General features: G+C 69.8%; 17 protein-coding genes and 5 tRNA genes. 10 read left to right on the top strand and 12 right to left on the bottom strand.

From position 1 onward, the window contains the following. Positions 1–55: 55 nt before the first annotated feature. The 5 genes from AIIKEEIJ_RS13385 to AIIKEEIJ_RS13405 form a co-directional block, all read right to left on the bottom strand. Positions 56–129, bottom strand: a tRNA-Asp gene (locus tag AIIKEEIJ_RS13385). 70 nt (positions 130–199) lie between these two features. Continuing rightward, positions 200–276, bottom strand: a tRNA-Phe gene (locus AIIKEEIJ_RS13390). Positions 277–313: 37 nt separating this feature from the next. Then, positions 314–387, bottom strand: a tRNA-Asp gene (locus AIIKEEIJ_RS13395). A gap of 57 nt (positions 388–444) precedes the next feature. Then, positions 445–517: transfer RNA gene (locus AIIKEEIJ_RS13400), tRNA-Glu, on the bottom strand. Positions 518–615: 98 nt separating this feature from the next. Continuing rightward, the gene (locus AIIKEEIJ_RS13405; protein ID WP_006936388.1) at positions 616–1,269 is read right to left on the bottom strand and encodes a TetR/AcrR family transcriptional regulator; all 654 of its coding nucleotides are present in this window, start codon (positions 1,267–1,269) and stop codon (positions 616–618) included. Positions 1,270–1,501: 232 nt separating this feature from the next. On the opposite strand from AIIKEEIJ_RS13405, the gene AIIKEEIJ_RS13410 reads away from it, so the two are divergent. Then, a tRNA-Lys gene (locus tag AIIKEEIJ_RS13410) sits at positions 1,502–1,577 on the top strand. A 60-nt stretch (positions 1,578–1,637) separates the two neighbouring features. Here the strand turns inward: AIIKEEIJ_RS13410 and AIIKEEIJ_RS13415 are convergent. Then, the gene (locus AIIKEEIJ_RS13415) at positions 1,638–2,225 is read right to left on the bottom strand and encodes a hypothetical protein (protein ID WP_161995848.1); all 588 of its coding nucleotides are present in this window, start codon (positions 2,223–2,225) and stop codon (positions 1,638–1,640) included. A gap of 163 nt (positions 2,226–2,388) precedes the next feature. Between AIIKEEIJ_RS13415 and AIIKEEIJ_RS13420 the strand changes: the two genes are divergently transcribed. The 6 genes from AIIKEEIJ_RS13420 (at position 2,389) to phoU (ending at position 8,842) form a co-directional block, all read left to right on the top strand. Then, positions 2,389–2,832, top strand: coding sequence for a hypothetical protein (locus AIIKEEIJ_RS13420; protein ID WP_029541520.1), 444 nt, complete (start codon positions 2,389–2,391; stop codon positions 2,830–2,832). 58 nt (positions 2,833–2,890) lie between these two features. After that, entirely contained in the window at positions 2,891–3,466 is a 576-nt protein-coding gene (locus AIIKEEIJ_RS13425) for a DUF937 domain-containing protein (protein WP_161995849.1), read from the top strand. A gap of 216 nt (positions 3,467–3,682) precedes the next feature. Continuing rightward, positions 3,683–4,639 (top strand): acyl-ACP desaturase, encoded by a 957-nt coding sequence (locus AIIKEEIJ_RS13430; RefSeq protein ID WP_006936396.1) that lies wholly within the window; start codon positions 3,683–3,685, stop codon positions 4,637–4,639. A gap of 121 nt (positions 4,640–4,760) precedes the next feature. Continuing rightward, a complete protein-coding gene (gene dusB / locus AIIKEEIJ_RS13435; RefSeq protein WP_161995850.1) occupies positions 4,761–5,903 on the top strand; it encodes a tRNA dihydrouridine synthase DusB in 1,143 nt (380 codons plus the stop codon). A 147-nt stretch (positions 5,904–6,050) separates the two neighbouring features. After that, complete coding sequence (locus AIIKEEIJ_RS13440; RefSeq protein WP_338020947.1) at positions 6,051–8,051, top strand: LCP family protein; 2,001 nt, start codon at positions 6,051–6,053, stop codon at positions 8,049–8,051. An 83-nt stretch (positions 8,052–8,134) separates the two neighbouring features. Beyond that, positions 8,135–8,842, top strand: a complete 708-nt coding sequence (phoU, locus tag AIIKEEIJ_RS13445) for a phosphate signaling complex protein PhoU (protein WP_010593878.1) — start codon at positions 8,135–8,137, stop codon at positions 8,840–8,842. A 78-nt stretch (positions 8,843–8,920) separates the two neighbouring features. Here the strand turns inward: phoU and pstB are convergent, their stop codons facing one another. The 6 genes from pstB to AIIKEEIJ_RS13475 form a co-directional block, all read right to left on the bottom strand. Next, complete coding sequence (gene pstB / locus AIIKEEIJ_RS13450) at positions 8,921–9,697, bottom strand: phosphate ABC transporter ATP-binding protein PstB (protein ID WP_006936402.1); 777 nt, start codon at positions 9,695–9,697, stop codon at positions 8,921–8,923. Positions 9,698–9,749: 52 nt separating this feature from the next. After that, positions 9,750–10,658, bottom strand: coding sequence for a phosphate ABC transporter permease PstA (gene pstA / locus AIIKEEIJ_RS13455; protein WP_161995851.1), 909 nt, complete (start codon positions 10,656–10,658; stop codon positions 9,750–9,752). A 4-nt stretch (positions 10,659–10,662) separates the two neighbouring features. Continuing rightward, positions 10,663–11,718, bottom strand: coding sequence for a phosphate ABC transporter permease subunit PstC (gene pstC / locus AIIKEEIJ_RS13460; RefSeq protein ID WP_006936404.1), 1,056 nt, complete (start codon positions 11,716–11,718; stop codon positions 10,663–10,665). 58 nt (positions 11,719–11,776) lie between these two features. Next, positions 11,777–12,895 (bottom strand): phosphate ABC transporter substrate-binding protein PstS, encoded by a 1,119-nt coding sequence (gene pstS, locus AIIKEEIJ_RS13465; protein ID WP_006936405.1) that lies wholly within the window; start codon positions 12,893–12,895, stop codon positions 11,777–11,779. A 238-nt stretch (positions 12,896–13,133) separates the two neighbouring features. Further along, entirely contained in the window at positions 13,134–14,030 is an 897-nt protein-coding gene (mshD, locus tag AIIKEEIJ_RS13470; RefSeq protein ID WP_161995852.1) for a mycothiol synthase, read from the bottom strand. Between the two features lie 10 nt (positions 14,031–14,040). Continuing rightward, positions 14,041–14,769 carry a winged helix-turn-helix transcriptional regulator gene (locus AIIKEEIJ_RS13475; protein WP_006936407.1) on the bottom strand — a complete coding sequence of 243 codons (729 nt, stop codon included), beginning with the start codon at positions 14,767–14,769 and terminating at the stop codon, positions 14,041–14,043. Between the two features lie 127 nt (positions 14,770–14,896). On the opposite strand from AIIKEEIJ_RS13475, the gene AIIKEEIJ_RS13480 reads away from it, so the two are divergent. The 3 genes from AIIKEEIJ_RS13480 to AIIKEEIJ_RS13490 all read left to right on the top strand — a co-directional run bounded on the left by AIIKEEIJ_RS13480 (position 14,897) and on the right by AIIKEEIJ_RS13490 (position 16,832). After that, the gene (locus AIIKEEIJ_RS13480) at positions 14,897–15,676 is read left to right on the top strand and encodes an LmeA family phospholipid-binding protein (protein ID WP_050034647.1); all 780 of its coding nucleotides are present in this window, start codon (positions 14,897–14,899) and stop codon (positions 15,674–15,676) included. Then, positions 15,673–16,146, top strand: a complete 474-nt coding sequence (locus AIIKEEIJ_RS13485; RefSeq protein WP_161995853.1) for a thioredoxin domain-containing protein — start codon at positions 15,673–15,675, stop codon at positions 16,144–16,146. Before AIIKEEIJ_RS13480 ends, AIIKEEIJ_RS13485 begins: the two co-directional genes overlap by 4 nt. A gap of 218 nt (positions 16,147–16,364) precedes the next feature. Further along, positions 16,365–16,832 (top strand): DUF4395 domain-containing protein, encoded by a 468-nt coding sequence (locus AIIKEEIJ_RS13490; RefSeq protein ID WP_029541494.1) that lies wholly within the window; start codon positions 16,365–16,367, stop codon positions 16,830–16,832. Positions 16,833–16,881: the final 49 nt, after the last annotated feature.

A 16,881-nucleotide genomic window follows, 5' to 3' on the forward strand; every position in this document is an offset into this window, starting at 1 on the left:
CCGGTCGGGACGGCGAAGGCCCGGTCCGTTTCGGGACCGGGCCTTCGCCGTGAAGCGACCCTGACGGGACTCGAACCCGCGACCTCCGCCGTGACAGGGCGGCGCGCTAACCAACTGCGCCACAGGGCCGTGTGCACCCCCGAAGGGGTTTCCACAGAAAACCCACCGCCGAGCGGTGGGTCTACCGTATGAAATTGTGTGGTGGCCAGGGCCGGGATCGAACCGGCGACCTTCCGCTTTTCAGGCGGACGCTCGTACCAACTGAGCTACCTGGCCGGACGGCACCCGAACCGAATGCCAATTGCCAACTCTGCGACCCTGACGGGACTCGAACCCGCGACCTCCGCCGTGACAGGGCGGCGCGCTAACCAACTGCGCCACAGGGCCATGCTCTTCACTTGTGGTCAAACCGTACTGCATGCGGTGATACTGCTTCCGCAAGCGTACCCCCTACGGGATTCGAACCCGCGCTACCGCCTTGAAAGGGCGGCGTCCTAGGCCGCTAGACGAAGGGGGCCCGCCGGATTACTCCGACCCGCACCCTCAACGGGTTCGCGTTCCGTTGGGAGCTTGGATAGCTTAGGACACGGGTTTCCGGATTCACAAATCAGCAGGTCACGCCGGTTGTTCGCCTTCGAGGCGCAACTCCGGCGCACCACGCCGCCGCTCGAGCCACTGCGGCGCAGCCGTCGCCTCGAGGCAGACGTCCAGGCATTCCGCGAACCGGGCCCGGACGTCGACGTCCTCCGCGGTGAGGTCGTGGAAGTAGCGCTGCCCGGCCAGGCACGCACTGAGCACACCCAGGAACCGTTCGAGGTCGACCCCGGCACGGAACAGCCCCGCTTCCTGCGCCTCGACGGCGAGCCGGTGACCGGCCTTCCCCCACACCGAGCTGCCGCGCAGTTTGGCCTCCGCGTCGAACTCGGGCTCGGTCACGAGCTTGAACTCTGCCTGGATGATGACGTCGCCGTGCAGGGCATCGGCGAGATCTCCGACGAGGCCGTACAGCCGCTCGAACGGATCGAGCCCCGGCGCGTCCAGCCACCGGTCGGCGATCACCCGGTAGCGCTCGAGGCCCTCCGCGAGCACCGCCCGGGCGAGCGCTTCCTTCGAATCGAAGTGGAAGTACATCGCACCCTTGGTGGCCCCGGAGTGCTCGAGGATCGCGTTGACCGAGGCGGCGCCGTATCCGCGCCGGGCGAATTCGATCGCCGCGGATTCGACGATCGCCGCGCGTGTGCGCCGCGCCCGCTCTTGCTGACGTGACATGGGGGGTTCGTGCCTCCGTACGTGACCGGCAGTCCCCCCCCGGACGCCACTGTAGCCGCCGTCCGGCCCCCACGCCCGCAACCAGGCGTTTTCCGGCCTTCGCAGAGAACACACCAAGTGGTATGCTTTTGCGCGGCTCGGGTGCGCCGCAGGGGGTGCGCACCCGAGCCTTCGAACGGCCCGCGCGTCCGATACTGTTGTCCGGCGCGATGCAGCTAGACTGTGCGCCCACGCCCCTATAGCTCAGTTGGTAGAGCTACGGACTTTTAATCCGCAGGTCCCAGGTTCGAGCCCTGGTGGGGGCACCACACCCTCGCCCGCCCGGAAGGACGGGAGCGCCCCGGCACGAGGCGGCTCGTCGTCGCCCGTCACTCCGGAGCGCCGACCACCTTGCCCGGCCGGTCGCTTCGTAGCTCCGGCTCCTGCCGGCCCCGCTCGTCACGCTCCCGCTCGAGGTCGCGACCGCGTTTGCGGTACGTGTAACTCAGGGCCGCGAACACCAGGAACACGATCACGCCGACGACGGCACCGACGAGCGTCGCGCCCCGGAAGCCGGGGGCGTCGACGTCGAGGATCCGCTCCCCCGCATGGGCCGCGTTCCCGTTGCCCAGCACGATGCTCAACGTCATCAGGTTGGGGATCGCCACCACCACGGCGGCGGCGGCGAACACCACCTGCAGGACGCGGTGCCGGCGCCACGTCCTGATCCGCCACGCGGCGGCGAACAGGGCCAACGGCACGAACGTGCACACGAGGCCGAACAGCAGGCCCCAGGCTATCCCGCGGGCGAAGCCGGCATCGGCCAGCCCGGCGATACGCTGCGCCCACCACCGGGGGACGAATGCCGCCAGCACGAAGTACGCGACCACCAGCGCGAGCAGGGCCCCGACGCTCCACAGGGCCTTCTTGGCCCACGGCGGAAGACCCGACCGCTGCACCGTCTCGTTGCCCACCATTGCGTTGTTCCCCTTCCGGGTCCGGGTGTGCCGCTCCCCTCAGATTACGTACCCGCAAGCCCGACACGGCGCCCGAATCGTCGGTTCCGCGCTGCTGCCGCACCCGAATTGCGGTTAGGGTGTGGTCGCTCACAAAACCGATCCGACGATCGATGGGAGTGGCGTGCGCAGCTTCGTGGACCTGGGTCTGTTCCTGTCCGCCGTCGCCCTGGGGATCGGCTCGTTTCTCCCGGTGCTGGCCGGGACCCGGCCGACCGACGTCCCGCTGACCGAGTTGCGCGACGGGATCGCGGCCGGCGACGTCTCCGCCCTCGGCGCAGCCGACCTGCCCGTCCATCAGACACTGGCGGCGCCGCTCGTGCTCGCCGCCGTGCTGCTGCTCCTGGCCGCCCTGTTCGACTCGGCGGTGGCCGGCTGGGCCGGGGTGGTGATCGGCCTCGTCGCGGCCGGCGCCTTCGCGGTGCGGGTCTATCAGCGGTTCGGCGACTACGTGCAGGTCAACCACGCTACCGCGCTGACCAACCAGACGGGGTTCGTGCTACTGCTCAGCGGGTTGGGGGTCGCCCTGCTGTGCGCGGTGATCGCGGGGCGGCGGGCGTCCGCGTAGCCGAAACGCCGACGCGGGATCCCGGAGCGGGCGACCACGGTGGCTACCCTCGGTTCCCATGCCTTCCCTCGACGATCTCCTCTCGCGGATTCCGGTCGACCAGATCGCCCGCCGGCTCGACGTGGACGAGCAGACGGCGGCGACGGCGGTGCGGGCCGCCCTGCCCACGCTGGTCGGCGGCCTCGAGGCGAACACACGGCATCCGGACGGCGCCTCGTCCCTGCTGTCCGCGCTCGACCAGCACCGGAACCCGGCCCTGCTCGACGGTGGAGTGGACGTGACCGACGTGGACACCGCGGACGGCGACCGGATCGTGGCGAACGTGTTCGGCGACCACAAGGACCGGGTCGTGCAGACGCTGGGCCGAGCCGACGGGGCGGGCGGCAACAACCTCGTCGCACGGCTGCTGCCCATCCTCGCCCCGATCGTGCTGACGTACCTGGCCGAGCAGGTCGGCAGAAGTTCCGGCGGCCAGGGCGGCCTGGGCGAGCTGCTGGGCGGGCTCCTGCGCAGCGCGACGAACGGCACCGGAAGCGGCGGCGGTCTCGGCGGAGTGCTCGGCAGCGTTCTCGGCGGCAACGGGGGTGGCCTGGGCGAGCTGCTCGGCGGACTCCTCGGCGCCGGCAAGCGCTGAGGTCACGGCGGGATATGGATTGCCCCCGCGCGTCGCCCCGGGACGCCGTTCGCGCCCCGGTATGATAACGACGTCGCCGTCTGTGAGTGATCCCATCGGCGGGTAGGCCCCGGTCGGCCGAACTTGGAACAGGTAACAGACAAACGGGTGCCGAACCTACGGTGCCGTAGGCTGTAATTCGTACGTGACACGCACAGTTATGGAGAGGTAAACGGAATGACGCGAGTTCTGACTCAGCTGGAGCTTCTGCGCGAGCTGGAGCCCGTCGCCGAGGCGAACGTCAACCGCCACCTTTCGATGGCCAAGGACTGGCACCCCCACGACTACGTGCCCTGGGACGAGGGGCGCAACTTCGCCGCCATGGGTGGCGTGGACTGGGAGCCCGAGCAGTCGAAGCTCGACGAGGTCGCCAAGGCCGCGATGATCACCAATCTCCTCACCGAGGACAACCTGCCGTCCTACCACCGCGAGATCGCCGAGAGCTTCTCGCGCGACGGCGCCTGGGGCACCTGGGTGGGCCGCTGGACCGCCGAGGAGAACCGCCACGGCATCGTGATGCGCGACTACCTCGTCGTCACCCGCGGTGTCGACCCCGTCGCCCTCGAGAACGCCCGCATGGAGCACATGACCAACGGGTTCGCCTCGCCCAACGAGGTCGGGATGCTGCACTCGGTGTCGTACGTCACCTTCCAGGAGCTGGCCACCCGCGTCTCGCACCGCAACACCGGCCGGGCGTGCCACGACTCGATCGCCGACAAGATGCTCCAGCGCATCGCCGCCGACGAGAACCTGCACATGATCTTCTACCGCAACATCTGCGAAGCGGCCCTCGACGTCGCCCCGGACCAGACCCTCGCGGCGATCACAGACGTGCTGAAGAACTTCCAGATGCCCGGCGCCGGTATGCCCAACTTCCGCCGCAACGGCGTGCTGATGGCCAAGCACGGCATCTACGACCTGCGTCAGCACCTCGACGAGGTGGTCATGCCGGTGCTCCGCAAGTGGCGCATCTTCGAGCGTGAGGACTTCGGTGCCGAGGGCGCCCGCATCCTCGACGAGCTCGGCACCTTCCTCGAGGATCTCGAGAAGCAGGCGGTGAAGTTCGAGGAGATGCGCGATCGGTCCCTCGCCCGCGAGGCCGCCCGCCGCGAGCGCAACGAGGCCGCGTCCTGATCCAGGCCGTTCCGTGATTCGGGAGCAGCGGCCCCGAACAGCTATCCTGTGCCCGGTACCGGATTCGGTGCCGGGCACAGTTGCACGCACTTCTTCTTCACGCCGTCTTCGAGGTTTTTTCATGTCACCCCTTCGCATCGGCTCGCTCGAGTTGAACAGCCCGGTCGTACTCGCGCCGATGGCGGGAATCACCAATGTCGCCTTTCGCACCCTGTGCCGCGAACTCGAACTCGAGCGGTCGGGGAGCACGTCGGGGCTGTACGTGTGCGAGATGGTCACCGCCCGGGCACTCGTGGAACGCCACCCCGTCACGATGCACATGACGACGTTCGGCCCCACCGAGACGCCGCGGTCGTTGCAGCTGTACACCGTCGACCCGGACGTCACGTACCAGGCCGCGAAGATGATCGTCGACGAGAACCTCGCCGACCACATCGACATGAACTTCGGCTGCCCCGTGCCGAAGGTCACCCGCAAGGGCGGCGGCTCGGCGCTGCCGTACAAGCGGCGGCTGTTCGGCAACATCGTCGCGGCCGCCGTCCGCGCCACCGAGGGCACCGACATCCCGGTGACCGTGAAGTTCCGCATCGGCATCGACGCCGATCATCACACCCACCTCGACGCGGGCCGGATCGCGGCGGCCGAGGGCGCCGCCGCCGTCGCGCTACACGCCCGCACGGCCGCGCAGCGTTACTCGGGTGAGGCCGACTGGAACGAGATCGCCCGCCTCAAGGAGCACGTCACCGACGTGCCGGTGCTGGGCAACGGCGACATCTTCGCCGCCGAGGACGCCCAGAAGATGATGGAGCAGACCGGCTGCGACGGCGTCGTCGTCGGACGCGGATGCCTCGGCCGGCCCTGGCTGTTCGCCGAACTCAGCGCCGCACTGAACGGCACCCCCATGCCCACCCCGCCGAACCTGGGCGAGGTGGCGGCCATCATGCGCCGGCACGCCGAACTCCTCGCCGACCACCACGGCGAGGACCGCGGCACGCGTGAGATTCGCAAGCACATCGCCTGGTACCTGCGCGGCTTCCCGGCCGGATCCGACGTGCGCAACGCCCTGGCGCGCGTGTCCGGTCTCGCCGAGCTGGACGACCTGCTCGGCCGGCTCGATCCGACCGTGCCCTTCCCGAAGGACGCGGAGGGCCCGCGCGGTCGCCAGGGCTCCCCCGGTACCGTCGCACTGCCGGACGGCTGGCTCGACGACCCGGAGGACTGCATGGTGCCGGCGGGCGCCGACGTCATGCACTCGGGCGGCTGACCGCAGGGTCCGCCGTGCGGGCCGGACGAACCGGACCGGTGCTCGGCGGACGCTCGATCCGGACCGAGGCCGCCAGTATCATGACGGAATCGCCGTGGTGGCGGATGCGTACGAGAGCGGAACATCCGCGGAGAGGCGAGGGAATCGGTGGGTGAGGAGCACGAGTCGGGCCTGCCCGACAGTCGCGCTCCGTGGGAACGTCCTATCGCCGACTCCGGGTATCGCAGCTCACATTCCGGCCGGGTGCGACGACGTCCGGAGGGTCTTGCGCCGCCCGCCGACGCCGGACCCGCGCCGTCGGGCCGGGGCGCGGATACCGGCCGCCCCCGCCGCTCGGCCGCCCCCGACGAGAATCCCGATCAGGTCACCGTCGCCGCGCTGATGAACAAGGTCGGGCGCGACAGCCCGCCCGGGCGGCACCCCGAACCCGAACCGGCCGTGCCGGGCCCGCAGCCGGGCCGGCCGCGGCGGACGCCGGCCGTCGACGACGACCCCACCGAGAAGATCCCGCCCGTGGCCGCGGCCCCGCCGACCGGCCCGCCGCCCCCACCCCCGCGCGACGACCGTGCCGGACGGCGGAGCGACGACCCCGACCAGCCGCCCGCGCTGCCCCAGGCCGTCGGGGGCGACGGCCTGAGCAGGCTGGCTCTGAACAAGCGCCGCAAACGCCGGCGCCTCGCGACCGTGGGCCGCACCGTTCTGGCGCTGCTGTCCGTGCTGACCCTCGTCGGCAGCGGCCTGGTGTGGGGCTACGTGCGTTCCACCGAGGCCGGATTCGCCCAGATCGCGGCGCTGGACACCGAATCCACCGACATCGTCGACCCCGGCGGGCAGACCGGCGACGAGACCTACCTGATCATCGGCACCGACACCCGCGCCGGGGCGAGCGGCGCGGTCGGCGCCGGCACCGTCGCCGACGCCGAGGGCGCACGCGCCGACACCGTCATCCTCGTCAACATCCCCGCCGACCGCAGTCGCGTCGTCGCCGTCTCCTTTCCGCGCGACCTGGACGTGACGCGGCCCGTGTGCCGCGGCTGGGACAGCACCACCGGCGAGTACACGTCGGAGACGTTCCCCGCCGCCGAGGGCGACAAGCTCAATGCCACCTACGCGCTGGGCGGGCCCAAGTGCCTGGTGAAGGTGATCCAGAAGCTGTCCGGCCTGAAGATCGGGCATTTCGTCGGAATCGACTTCGCGGGCTTCGAGAGCATGGTCAACGAGGTCGGCGGCGTCGAGGTGTGCACACCCACCCCCCTGGTCGACGGGGAACTCGGCACCATCATCGAGACGGCGGGCACCCACACCCTCGACGGCCGCCGGGCCCTGGACTACGTGCGGGCCCGCAAGGTCGAGTCGGAGGGCAACGGCGACTACGGGCGTATCACCCGGCAGCAGAAGTTCCTGTCGTCACTGCTGCGCTCGGCCATGTCGAACAAGGTCCTGTTCGACCCCGGCAAGCTGAACGGGTTCATCAACGCGTTCACCCGCGCCACGTTCGTCGAGAACGTCGACACCGAGTCCCTCGTCCGGCTCGGCCGCTCGCTGCAGCGGGTCGAAGCCGGCGCCGTCACCTTTCTCACCGTGCCGACGGCCGGAACCAACGAGTGGGGCAACGAGATTCCGCGTCTCGACGACATCAAGGCGATCTTCAACGCGATCATCGACGACGAACCGCTCCCCGGCGAGAAACGCGATGTTCCCGAGCCGGAATCGTCAGCGCCGCCGGCAGCCCCGCTGCCTGCACAGACCGCGGTGGACCCCTCGACGGTGTCGGTGCAGGTGTCCAACGCCTCCGGCGAATCCGGCCTCGCGGCCCGGACCGCGGAAGAACTCGGCGCCTACGGTTTCCCGATCTACAGCGTCGGCAACTACTCCGGGACGAGCAAGGAGACCGTCGTCCGCTTCTCCCCCGGGCTGGAGGCCGAGGCGTTGACGCTGGCCTCCGCAGTTCCGGGGGCCGTGCTGCAGGAGTCCCAGGACCTCGGCGGCATCGTGGAACTCGTCCTCGGCACCGGGTTCGTCGGCAGCATCGCGGCTCCGACCGAGGTGGGTTCGGTCCTGCCGACGGTGCCGATCCAGGCCGCCGAGGAGAACGAGCTGCCGGTCGACCTGTCGATCACCAACGCGGGCGACGATTCCTGCGCCTGAGCAGCACCTCGAGCCCGTCCATTCACCCGGCGTTCACCCGCTGCTCGTGACTCGGCTTTGTCTGCGCCGTAGTCTGTGCCATTATGCGCGTCGTATACCACGAACAGATGACCGAGCTCGCCGATCTCCTCGGAGAGATGGCGGGCCTTGCCGGCCTTGCGATGGAGCGGGCCACCCAGGCGCTGCTCCAGGCGGATCTGGCGCTCGCCGAGACCGTCATCGGCGAGCACGACAAGATCACCGACCTGAGTACCCAGTGCGAGGAGAAGGCCTTCTCGCTCCTCGCCCTCCAGGCGCCGGTCGCCGGTGATCTGCGTTCCGTGGTCAGTGGCATCCAGATCGTCGCCGACATCGACCGGATGGGTGCGCTGGCACTGCACGTCGCCAAGGCGACGCGACGCCGGCACCCCAATCATGTTCTGCCCGAAGAGGTCAACGGCTACTTCGCCGAGATGGGCCGCATCGCAGTCTCGCTCGGCGCAGCGACCAGGGAGATCCTCGAGACGCGCGACCCCGAGCGGGCGGCCCGGCTCCACCAGGAGGACGAGGCGATGGACGATCTCCATCGTCACCTGTTCACCGTGCTCATGGACCGGGAGTGGAAGCACGGCGTGGCCGCGGCTGTGGATGTGACGCTGCTGGGCCGGTTCTACGAACGGTTCGCCGACCATGCCGTCGAGGTGGGTCGTCGCGTGATCTTCCTGGTCACCGGCAAGCTCCCCACCGACGAGGATTTCCGGGCGATGCGCGAGCGCGTCGACAAGCTCACGGTGTACCCGCAGGATCAGTAACCCGACTCGGCACAAGGCCCCGCCCGGAGTTTCCGGGCGGGGCCTTTCCGCGTCCGCGGTGCCGAAGTCGCAGCCGGCTCAGCCGAAGCGGCCGGAGATGTAGTCCTCCGTGGCCTTCTGGGTGGGGTTGGAGAAGATCTTCTCGGTGTCGTCGATCTCGACGAGCCGGCCCGGCTTACCGGTGGCCTCGAGGTTGAAGAACGCGGTCTGATCGCTCACGCGCGCGGCCTGCTGCATGTTGTGCGTGACGATCACGATGGTGTAGTCCTGCTTCAGCTCGGCGATCAGGTCCTCGATGGCGAGGGTGGAGATCGGGTCGAGAGCGGAGCACGGCTCGTCCATCAGGAGCACCTCAGGCTGCACCGCGATGGCGCGGGCGATGCACAGGCGCTGCTGCTGGCCACCCGACAGGCCGCCGCCGGGCTTGTCGAGGCGGTCCTTGACCTCGTTCCACAGGTTCGCGCCGCGCAGCGACCGCTCGGCGATCTCGTCGAGCCTGTTCTTCTCGCGCACGCCCTGCAACTTCAGGCCGGCGACGACGTTGTCGCGGATCGACATGGTGGGGAACGGATTGGGGCGCTGGAACACCATGCCGATCGTCTTGCGGACGCCGACCGGGTCGACGGACGAGTCGTAGATGTCCTCGCCGTCGAGCAGCACGGAGCCCTCGACGCGGGCACCGGGGGTCACCTCGTGCATGCGGTTGAGCGAGCGCAGCACGGTCGACTTGCCGCAGCCCGACGGTCCGATGAACGCGGTGACGTTCCGCGGCGGCACGGACAGCGTCACGTCGGAGACGGCGTGGAACTTGCCGTAGAAGATGTTGACGTCCTTGAGGTCCAGACGCTTGGCCATTACCGGCTCCCTACTGGTGTATCGAAATCGAAGGGTGTGTACATGAGGTGACCTACTTGGTGCGCACCTGGGAGAAGTGGCCGACCACCTTGGCAACGATGTTGAGGATGGCGATGACGAGGATGAGGGTCAGGGCAGCGCCCCAGATCCGCATCGTGCCTGCGTCGGTCGGGTTGTTCATCTCCGCCACCATGACGCCGGGCAGGCTGCCCATCTCGCCGCCGAACAGGTTGAAGTTGATGAACGGCGCGTAGCCGACCAGGATCAGCAGCGGAGCGGTCTCGCCCATGACGCGGGCCAGGGCCAGCATGACGCCGGTGATGATGCCGGGCAGCGCGGTCGGAATCACGATGCGCGCGATGGTCTTCCACTTGGGCACACCGAGGGCGTAGGAGGCCTCGCGCAGATCCTGCGGCACGATCCGGAGCATCTCCTCGGTGCTGCGCACAACCACGGGAACCATGAGCAGGACCAGCGCCAGGGACACCGCGAAGGCGGACTTCGGGAAGCCGAAGGTGGCGATCCACAGTGCGTAAATGAAGAGCGCGGCAACGATGGAGGGGACACCACTGAGGATGTCCACCATGAAGGTGGTGATCCTGCCCAGTCGCGTGCCGGCGCCGTACTCCACGAGGAAGATCGCCACGAAGATGCCGATCGGGATGGAGATCACCGCGCACACCAGGCCCTGCAGCAGGGTCCCGACGAGGGCGTGGTAGATGCCACCGCCCATCGCGGACGCGGACAGACCGCTCAAGGAATTCGTGAACCAGGTGGCGCTGGCCAGGGCGGGAAGACCCTTGACGATCACGGTGATCAGCACCCATGCCAGCGGCACGAGAGCGATCAGCACCGACACGGTGACCAGGACGGTGGCGGTGAGATCCGAGACGCGCCGACGGGTGCCGACGCCCCGGAAGGTGGGGCCCTTGACCGGTGTCTCGAGGAGAGTGGTCGTCATGGCTTCAGTCCTTCTTTCCTGCGACGACCGCACGCGCCGCGGCGTTGACCACGAAGGTCAGCACGAAGAGCACCAGACCCGCGGCGATGTAGGCGCCGGCCTGGATGTCGTTGTTGAACTCGGCGTAACCGAGGGCGATCTTCGAGGCGATGGTGGCACCGCCGTCGAACAGCGACCACGAGAACGGCTGCGACGTGGTGCGCAGGATCAGGTACAGCGCCATGGTCTCGCCGAGTGCGCGGCCGAGACCGAGCATCGAGCCGCTGATGTAGCCCGACTTGCCGAACGGGATCACCGTGGTCTTGACGACCTCCCAGCGGGTCGCACCGAGAGCGAGCGCCGCCTCGATATGGGACGTCGGCGTCTGCACGAACACCTCCCGGCTCACCGCGGCGATGGTCGGCAGGATCATCACGGCGAGCACGATGCCCGCGGTGAAGATGGTGCCGCCGCCGAGGATGGAACCCGATCCGGACGCGAACAGCGGGAACCAGCCGAGACTTTCGTTGAGCCACGTCGCCAGCGGCCGGATCGCGGGGGCCAGGACCAGCAGGCCCCACAGGCCGTAGACGATGGACGGCACGGCGGCGAGCAGGTCGATGACGTACGCCAGGGGCTTCTTGATGCGCTCGGGGCAGTACGAGGTGAGGAAGATCGCGATGCCGAGTGCGACCGGCATCGCGAGCACCAGCGCGAAGAACGACACCAGCACGGTCACCTGGAACAGGTCGAGGACGCCGAACGCCATAGCGGCGATGTCCTGGGTGACCCACTCGCGGCTGGTGAGGAAGTTGACGGTGTTGCGCTGCAGCGCCGGCACCGCACGCCAGACGAGGAACACGCCGATGGCCGCGATGATCACCGAGATGAGAACGGCGGACCCGGAGGCCAGTGAACGGAAGATCCGGTCGCCCGGCCTGGTCAGCGGCTTGCTGTCGCCGCGCGCTGGAGTGGTAATCGTGGCCTCCGGGGTGTTGCCGTGCGGACCGCCCGCCCCGGGCCCGGCATCGCTGCCGGACCCGGGAGTGCGAGGTGCGGATTTGGTGGGCGCGTCACTCATCTGCGCTCGCGATCTCTCTCTGCTGGGGATTGACGGTACGGTCCGCGGCGCTCATCGGCTAGGCGATGGCGTTGATCGACTCGGTGAGCTTCGCCTTGAAGGACTCGGGCAGCGGCACGTAGCCCTGCTCGGCGAGGCCTTCCTGGCCCTCGTTGGCCGCGCTGACGAGGAACGACTTCACGGCCGCGGAGGTGTCGGCATCGTAACCGGCGGAGCACACGATCTCGTAGGTCGCGAGCATGATCGGGTAGGCCCCCTCCTCCTTCGTACCGAAGATCGAGGTCAGGTCGAGCGTCAGGTCGCCCTCACCGGTCGGAGCGAAGGTCGCCGCCTCGATGGCCTTCGACGCGGTCTCGTCGGTCAGCTCCACCGCGCCGGATCCGTTGTCGATCTGTGCGACGTTCAGGTTGTTCTGGTCGGCGAAGGACTTCTCGACGTAGGTGATCGCGCCGGGGGCGCTGGCGACGGCCTGGGCGACACCGGCCGATCCCTTGGCGCCTTCACCGACACCGCCGGTGAAGTCGGAGCCGGCGCCGGTGGTCCAGGCACCGTTCGAGGCGGCCTCGAGGTACTTCTGGAAGTTGTCGGTGGTGCCCGACGAATCCGAGCGGACGATCGGGGTGATGGCCGAATCCGGAAGGCTCACACCCTCGTTGAGAGCCGCGATGGCCGGGTCGTTCCACTGCTTGATGGTGCCGTTGAAGATCTTGGCGACGGTCTCGCCGTTGAGCACGAGGTTGTCGACGCCCTCGACGTTGTACGCGACGGCGACCGGACCGAAGACCAGCGGCAGGTTCCAGGCGGGGTTGCCGGCGCAGCGCTCGGCGGCCTGGGCGGCCTGCTCGCTCTTGATGGCGGAGTCGGAGCCGGCGAAGTCGATCTGCTTCGCGATGAACTGGGTGCGGCCGTCACCGGAACCCGACGGGTTGTAGGCGACGTTGACGTTCTTGCCCTTCTCCTGGCAGACCGCGATGTAGGTGGACACGAACTGGTCCATCGCGTTCTTCTGCGCGGACGACCCGGCGGCGGACAGCGTCTCCTTGCCCTCACACGTCGCGGCCGATGCGGACGCGTCCACGTCCGTCGAGGCGGCATTGTTGTCGCTGCCGCATGCGGCCAGGGTGAGGGCACCTGCAGCCACCACACCGAGCAGGGCGCCATTGCGCTTGAGGTTCACTCGTACTCCTCCGGAATTCGCGACCGGCACGCCCGCGACACGGGCGGCGGCATCAGGCGCGGGGTGATCCCGGCGCCGGACCGGCATGCTGCGGCCCGTAATGGAAAGTTAATGAGGACGGGTTGACGGTTGGGCGCCCGAAGGTGAACGCGACGTGAACGCGAAAAGTACACCTGCAGTCCGTATGGTCGACGTCACACGACATTCACGGGCCGGACTCGTTCGGTACGTGCTCCGCTCACGCTCTCGCGTATGCGAGGTCCACGTGGAATCGCTCGAATCCGAGCCGGCCGTAGGTGCGCAGCGCGGCGTCGTTGTCGCCTTCGACGTACAGCAGCACCGCGCCGAGCCCGCGTTCCCGCAGATACCGCAACCCGGCGAGCGTGAGCAGCCGGCCGAGACCGCGCCCCTGCGCCCCGGGATCGATGCCCACCACGTACACCTCCCCGATCGCCGGCTGGTCCGCCGTGGCGGCGTGCACCTTCGTCCAGTGGAAGCCGAGGAGCCGGTCCGGGTCCTGCTCGTCGAAGGCGAGGAACACCCCGGCCGGGTCGAACCAGGACTCGCTGCGGCGCTGCGCGACGTCGCGCTCGGTCCAGCGGCCCTGCTCGGGGTGCCACGCGAAGGCGGCGGCATTGACCCGCAGCAGTTCCGCGTCGTCCTCGGGTCCGCAATAGGTCCGCAGGATCAGCCCGTCGGGAACCTGCAGGGCCGGCAGCCCGGGCTCCCCGAGGGGGCGCCGCAGCTGCAGGAGTTCCCGGACCGGGGTCAGGCCGAGCCGCGCCGCGAGCGCCCGCGCGGACTCGAGGTCGCCGTGTGCCCACACCCGGGTGCCGGCACCACCGGCGTCGAGGGCCGCGGCGACGAGCCGCGACCCCACGCCGCGGCGGCGGTGCGGCGGATCGACGACCACCTCGGCCATCGCCGGGTGCTCCCCGTGACCGGGGACCAGATTGGCGTAGCCGACGATCGCGGCGGCATCGACGGCCGCCAGGTGCCGGACGTCGCCGTCGCCGGTGAGGGAGTGCAGCACCTGCTCGGACACGGGGGCCGTTCCGTCGGCGGCGTGGGCGCGGGCGACGAGCGCCCGCACCTCGGCGGCCTGCTCGGCGGACAGTCGGCTGACGAATTCCACGACGGCGAGCCTAGTCCGCGAGTTCGGCGTCCTCGAACTCGATGGTGGTGGAGCCGCCCTTCCCGGTCTTGGTGGTGGGCCGCACCGCCTTGTAGCCGACATTGCGGACCGTGCCGATCAGGGACTCGTACTCGGGGCCGAGCTTGGCGCGCAGGCGCCGCACGTGCACATCGACGGTGCGGGTGCCGCCGAAGAAGTCGTAACCCCAGACCTCCTGCAGCAGTTGCGCGCGGGTGAACACCCGGCCGGCGTGCTGCGCGAGGTACTTGAGGAGCTCGAACTCCTTGTACGTCAGGTCGAGGGGGCGGCCACGCAGGCGAGCGGTGTAGGTGCCCTCGTCGATCGAGAGCTCCCCGAGGGTGATCTTGCCGGTGTTCTCGGGGCCCGCCGCACCGCCGGACCGGCCGACCAGCAATCGCAGCCGCGCGTCCAGCTCGGCGGGGCCGGTGGTGGTCAGCAGGATGTCGTCCAGCCCCCACTCCGGGTTCACCGCCACCAGGCCGCCCTCGGTGAGCACGGCGACGACCGGTATCGCCGACCCGGTGCTGCCGAGCAGCCGGCACAGGCCGCGGGCCGCGGCCAGGTCCGTGCGGGCGTCGACGATGGCGATGTCCGCGGAACCGGCCTCGAGGAGCGAGGACACCTCGGTCGGTGCCGGGCGCACCGAGTGCGCGAGCAACGACAGCGAGGGCAGGACCGCGTCCGGGTTGGGGTCGGAGGTCAGCAGCAACAGCTCCACCGTGCCTCCATTCTTCGCGGGCTGCGCGAAACTCGTGTAAACGACGCGCTACAGATTAACGCCACGACGGCGTTCACCGGGCAACCGCACTCGGGAAGCGGCGCGAGCCGTCCGTCACAATGGTGCGGTGCGCAAACTCATCCTCGCTCTCGTGACGCTCGTCGGAGTCGCGCTCCTGATCGATTTCGGCGCCGCGGCGTGGTCCGAGTACCGGGTCTCGCGGTCGCTGCGGGAGGGTGGGGCGCTGACGGCGGACCCGGCGGTGACCATCCACGGATTCCCGTTCCTGACCCAGGCCCGGGCGGGCCGCTACGAGAACGTGGAGATCCGGGCGCAGGGCGTGCCCAGCGGGACGCTCGGCGACATCACGATCGAGGCCAACCTGATCGGTGCCCATGCGGCCGCGGGCGAGCTGCTCGACGGTTCGATCCGCTCGGTGCCGGTGGACCTGCTGTACGGGCGCGTGATGATCGACGCGACCGAGCTCGGTCAGCTCTACGGCATTCCCGACCTGCAGGTGTCCGCTCCCCCGGCCGACAAGTCCGACGGCACCGGCGGGTCCGGCGGCTCCGGACGCACCACCGCGGGCGGGGTCGTCCTCACCGGCACGGTTCCGGTCGGCCCGGTCTCCGCGGAGGTCAGCGTCCAGGCGGACCTGCTGCTCGAGGGCGACACGGTGCGCATCGTCGCGTCGGACCTGTACTTCGGCCCGGAGGGACAGGCGGACTTCACCGTGCCGGATCCGCTGAAGCCGGCGGTGCTGGGCCTGTTCACCACCACGATCGAACCCCAGAACCTGCCGTTCGGGGTGCGCCCGACCGCGGTCGAGGCCCGCGGCTCGACGATCGTGATCGAGGGCGAGGCGCACCAGACCACGATCGACCTCGAGGAGGTTCAGCGCCTGTGACCGCCGTCGTCGTACTACTGGTGGTGGTGGCTGCCGCCCTGATCACCGGGACCGTCCTGCGGGCCCGCGCGGGCAAGGTCCGCGCCGTCGCGGCCGCCCCCACGCCGGGGCCCGGCCCCCTGCTGGCCGCGGTGGGCGTGGGCACCGGCAGTGCGCCGGTGGTGCTGCACTTCTCCGCCGACTGGTGCGGACCGTGCGCCGCGGTGCGCCGGGTCGTCGCTCAGGTGGTCGCCGACCTCGCGGCCACCGGCGACGGGCTGCCGGCACCCCGCGACCTCGAACTGGACATCGACGAGAACCCGCAGTTGGCAAGGGAACTCGGCGTGCTGTCGCTGCCGACGACGTTCCTGTTCGACGCCGCCGGCACCGAAAGGTACCGGGTTTCGGGGGTGCCGGCCGCGGCGGACCTGCGGGCCGCGCTGGTGCCGCTGCGCACCCCCTGGGCCCCGATCCGTCGAGACGTCGGCTAAGCTGCCTGCCGTGTCGACCTGCCGAGAGCTCATGCTCACCCGACGCCGCACAGTCGATCTGTGCCGCCTCGGCGGCTTCTGCTGTACCTGCTGCTGATCACCCCGGCCGAGACGCCCGACCGTCTCCGCGGCATCCGCTGCCGTCACCGGTGTGATCCCCGCGGTTGCCACCGCGACGGTTCGCCCCCATGCGTCCCCTCCCAGCAGGAGCACCCCTCATGTCCACCACCGCCCCCGCCGCCCGCCAGGGTCAGCAGGTAGACGTCCGCGGCCCCCGGTTCGCGGCGTGGATCACCACCGCCGTCCTCGTCGTCGTCCTGGCCGTCGCGACGGTCTCGACCACGGTGGCCGGCGTACTGCTCGCCGTCCAGACCGCGGTGTTCGCGGCCGGTGCGGCCCTCGGCCCGCGCCGCAGCCCCTACGGCCTGCTCTTCGCGCGGCTCGTCGCGCCCCGGCTGGGCGCCCCCACCGAGAAGGAACCGGTCGCCCCGCTGCGGTTCGCGCAGCTCGTCGGGTTCGTGTTCGCCGCCGTGGGCACCTTCGGATTCCTCCTCGGCGCCGACCTCGCCGGTCTCGTCGCCACCGGGTTCGCGCTGTTCGCCGCGCTGCTCAACGCCGCGTTCGGGGTGTGCCTCGGTTGCGCGATCTACCCGCTCGTGGCCAGGTTCCGGGCCGTCGCCGCCTGACCACCGTTCCCTCCGCACCGTTCCACTCGACCGAGAGTGTCAACACCGA

The organism is Rhodococcus sp. YH1, from assembly GCF_009939605.1.
GTDB classification, from domain to species: domain Bacteria; phylum Actinomycetota; class Actinomycetes; order Mycobacteriales; family Mycobacteriaceae; genus Rhodococcus; species Rhodococcus aetherivorans.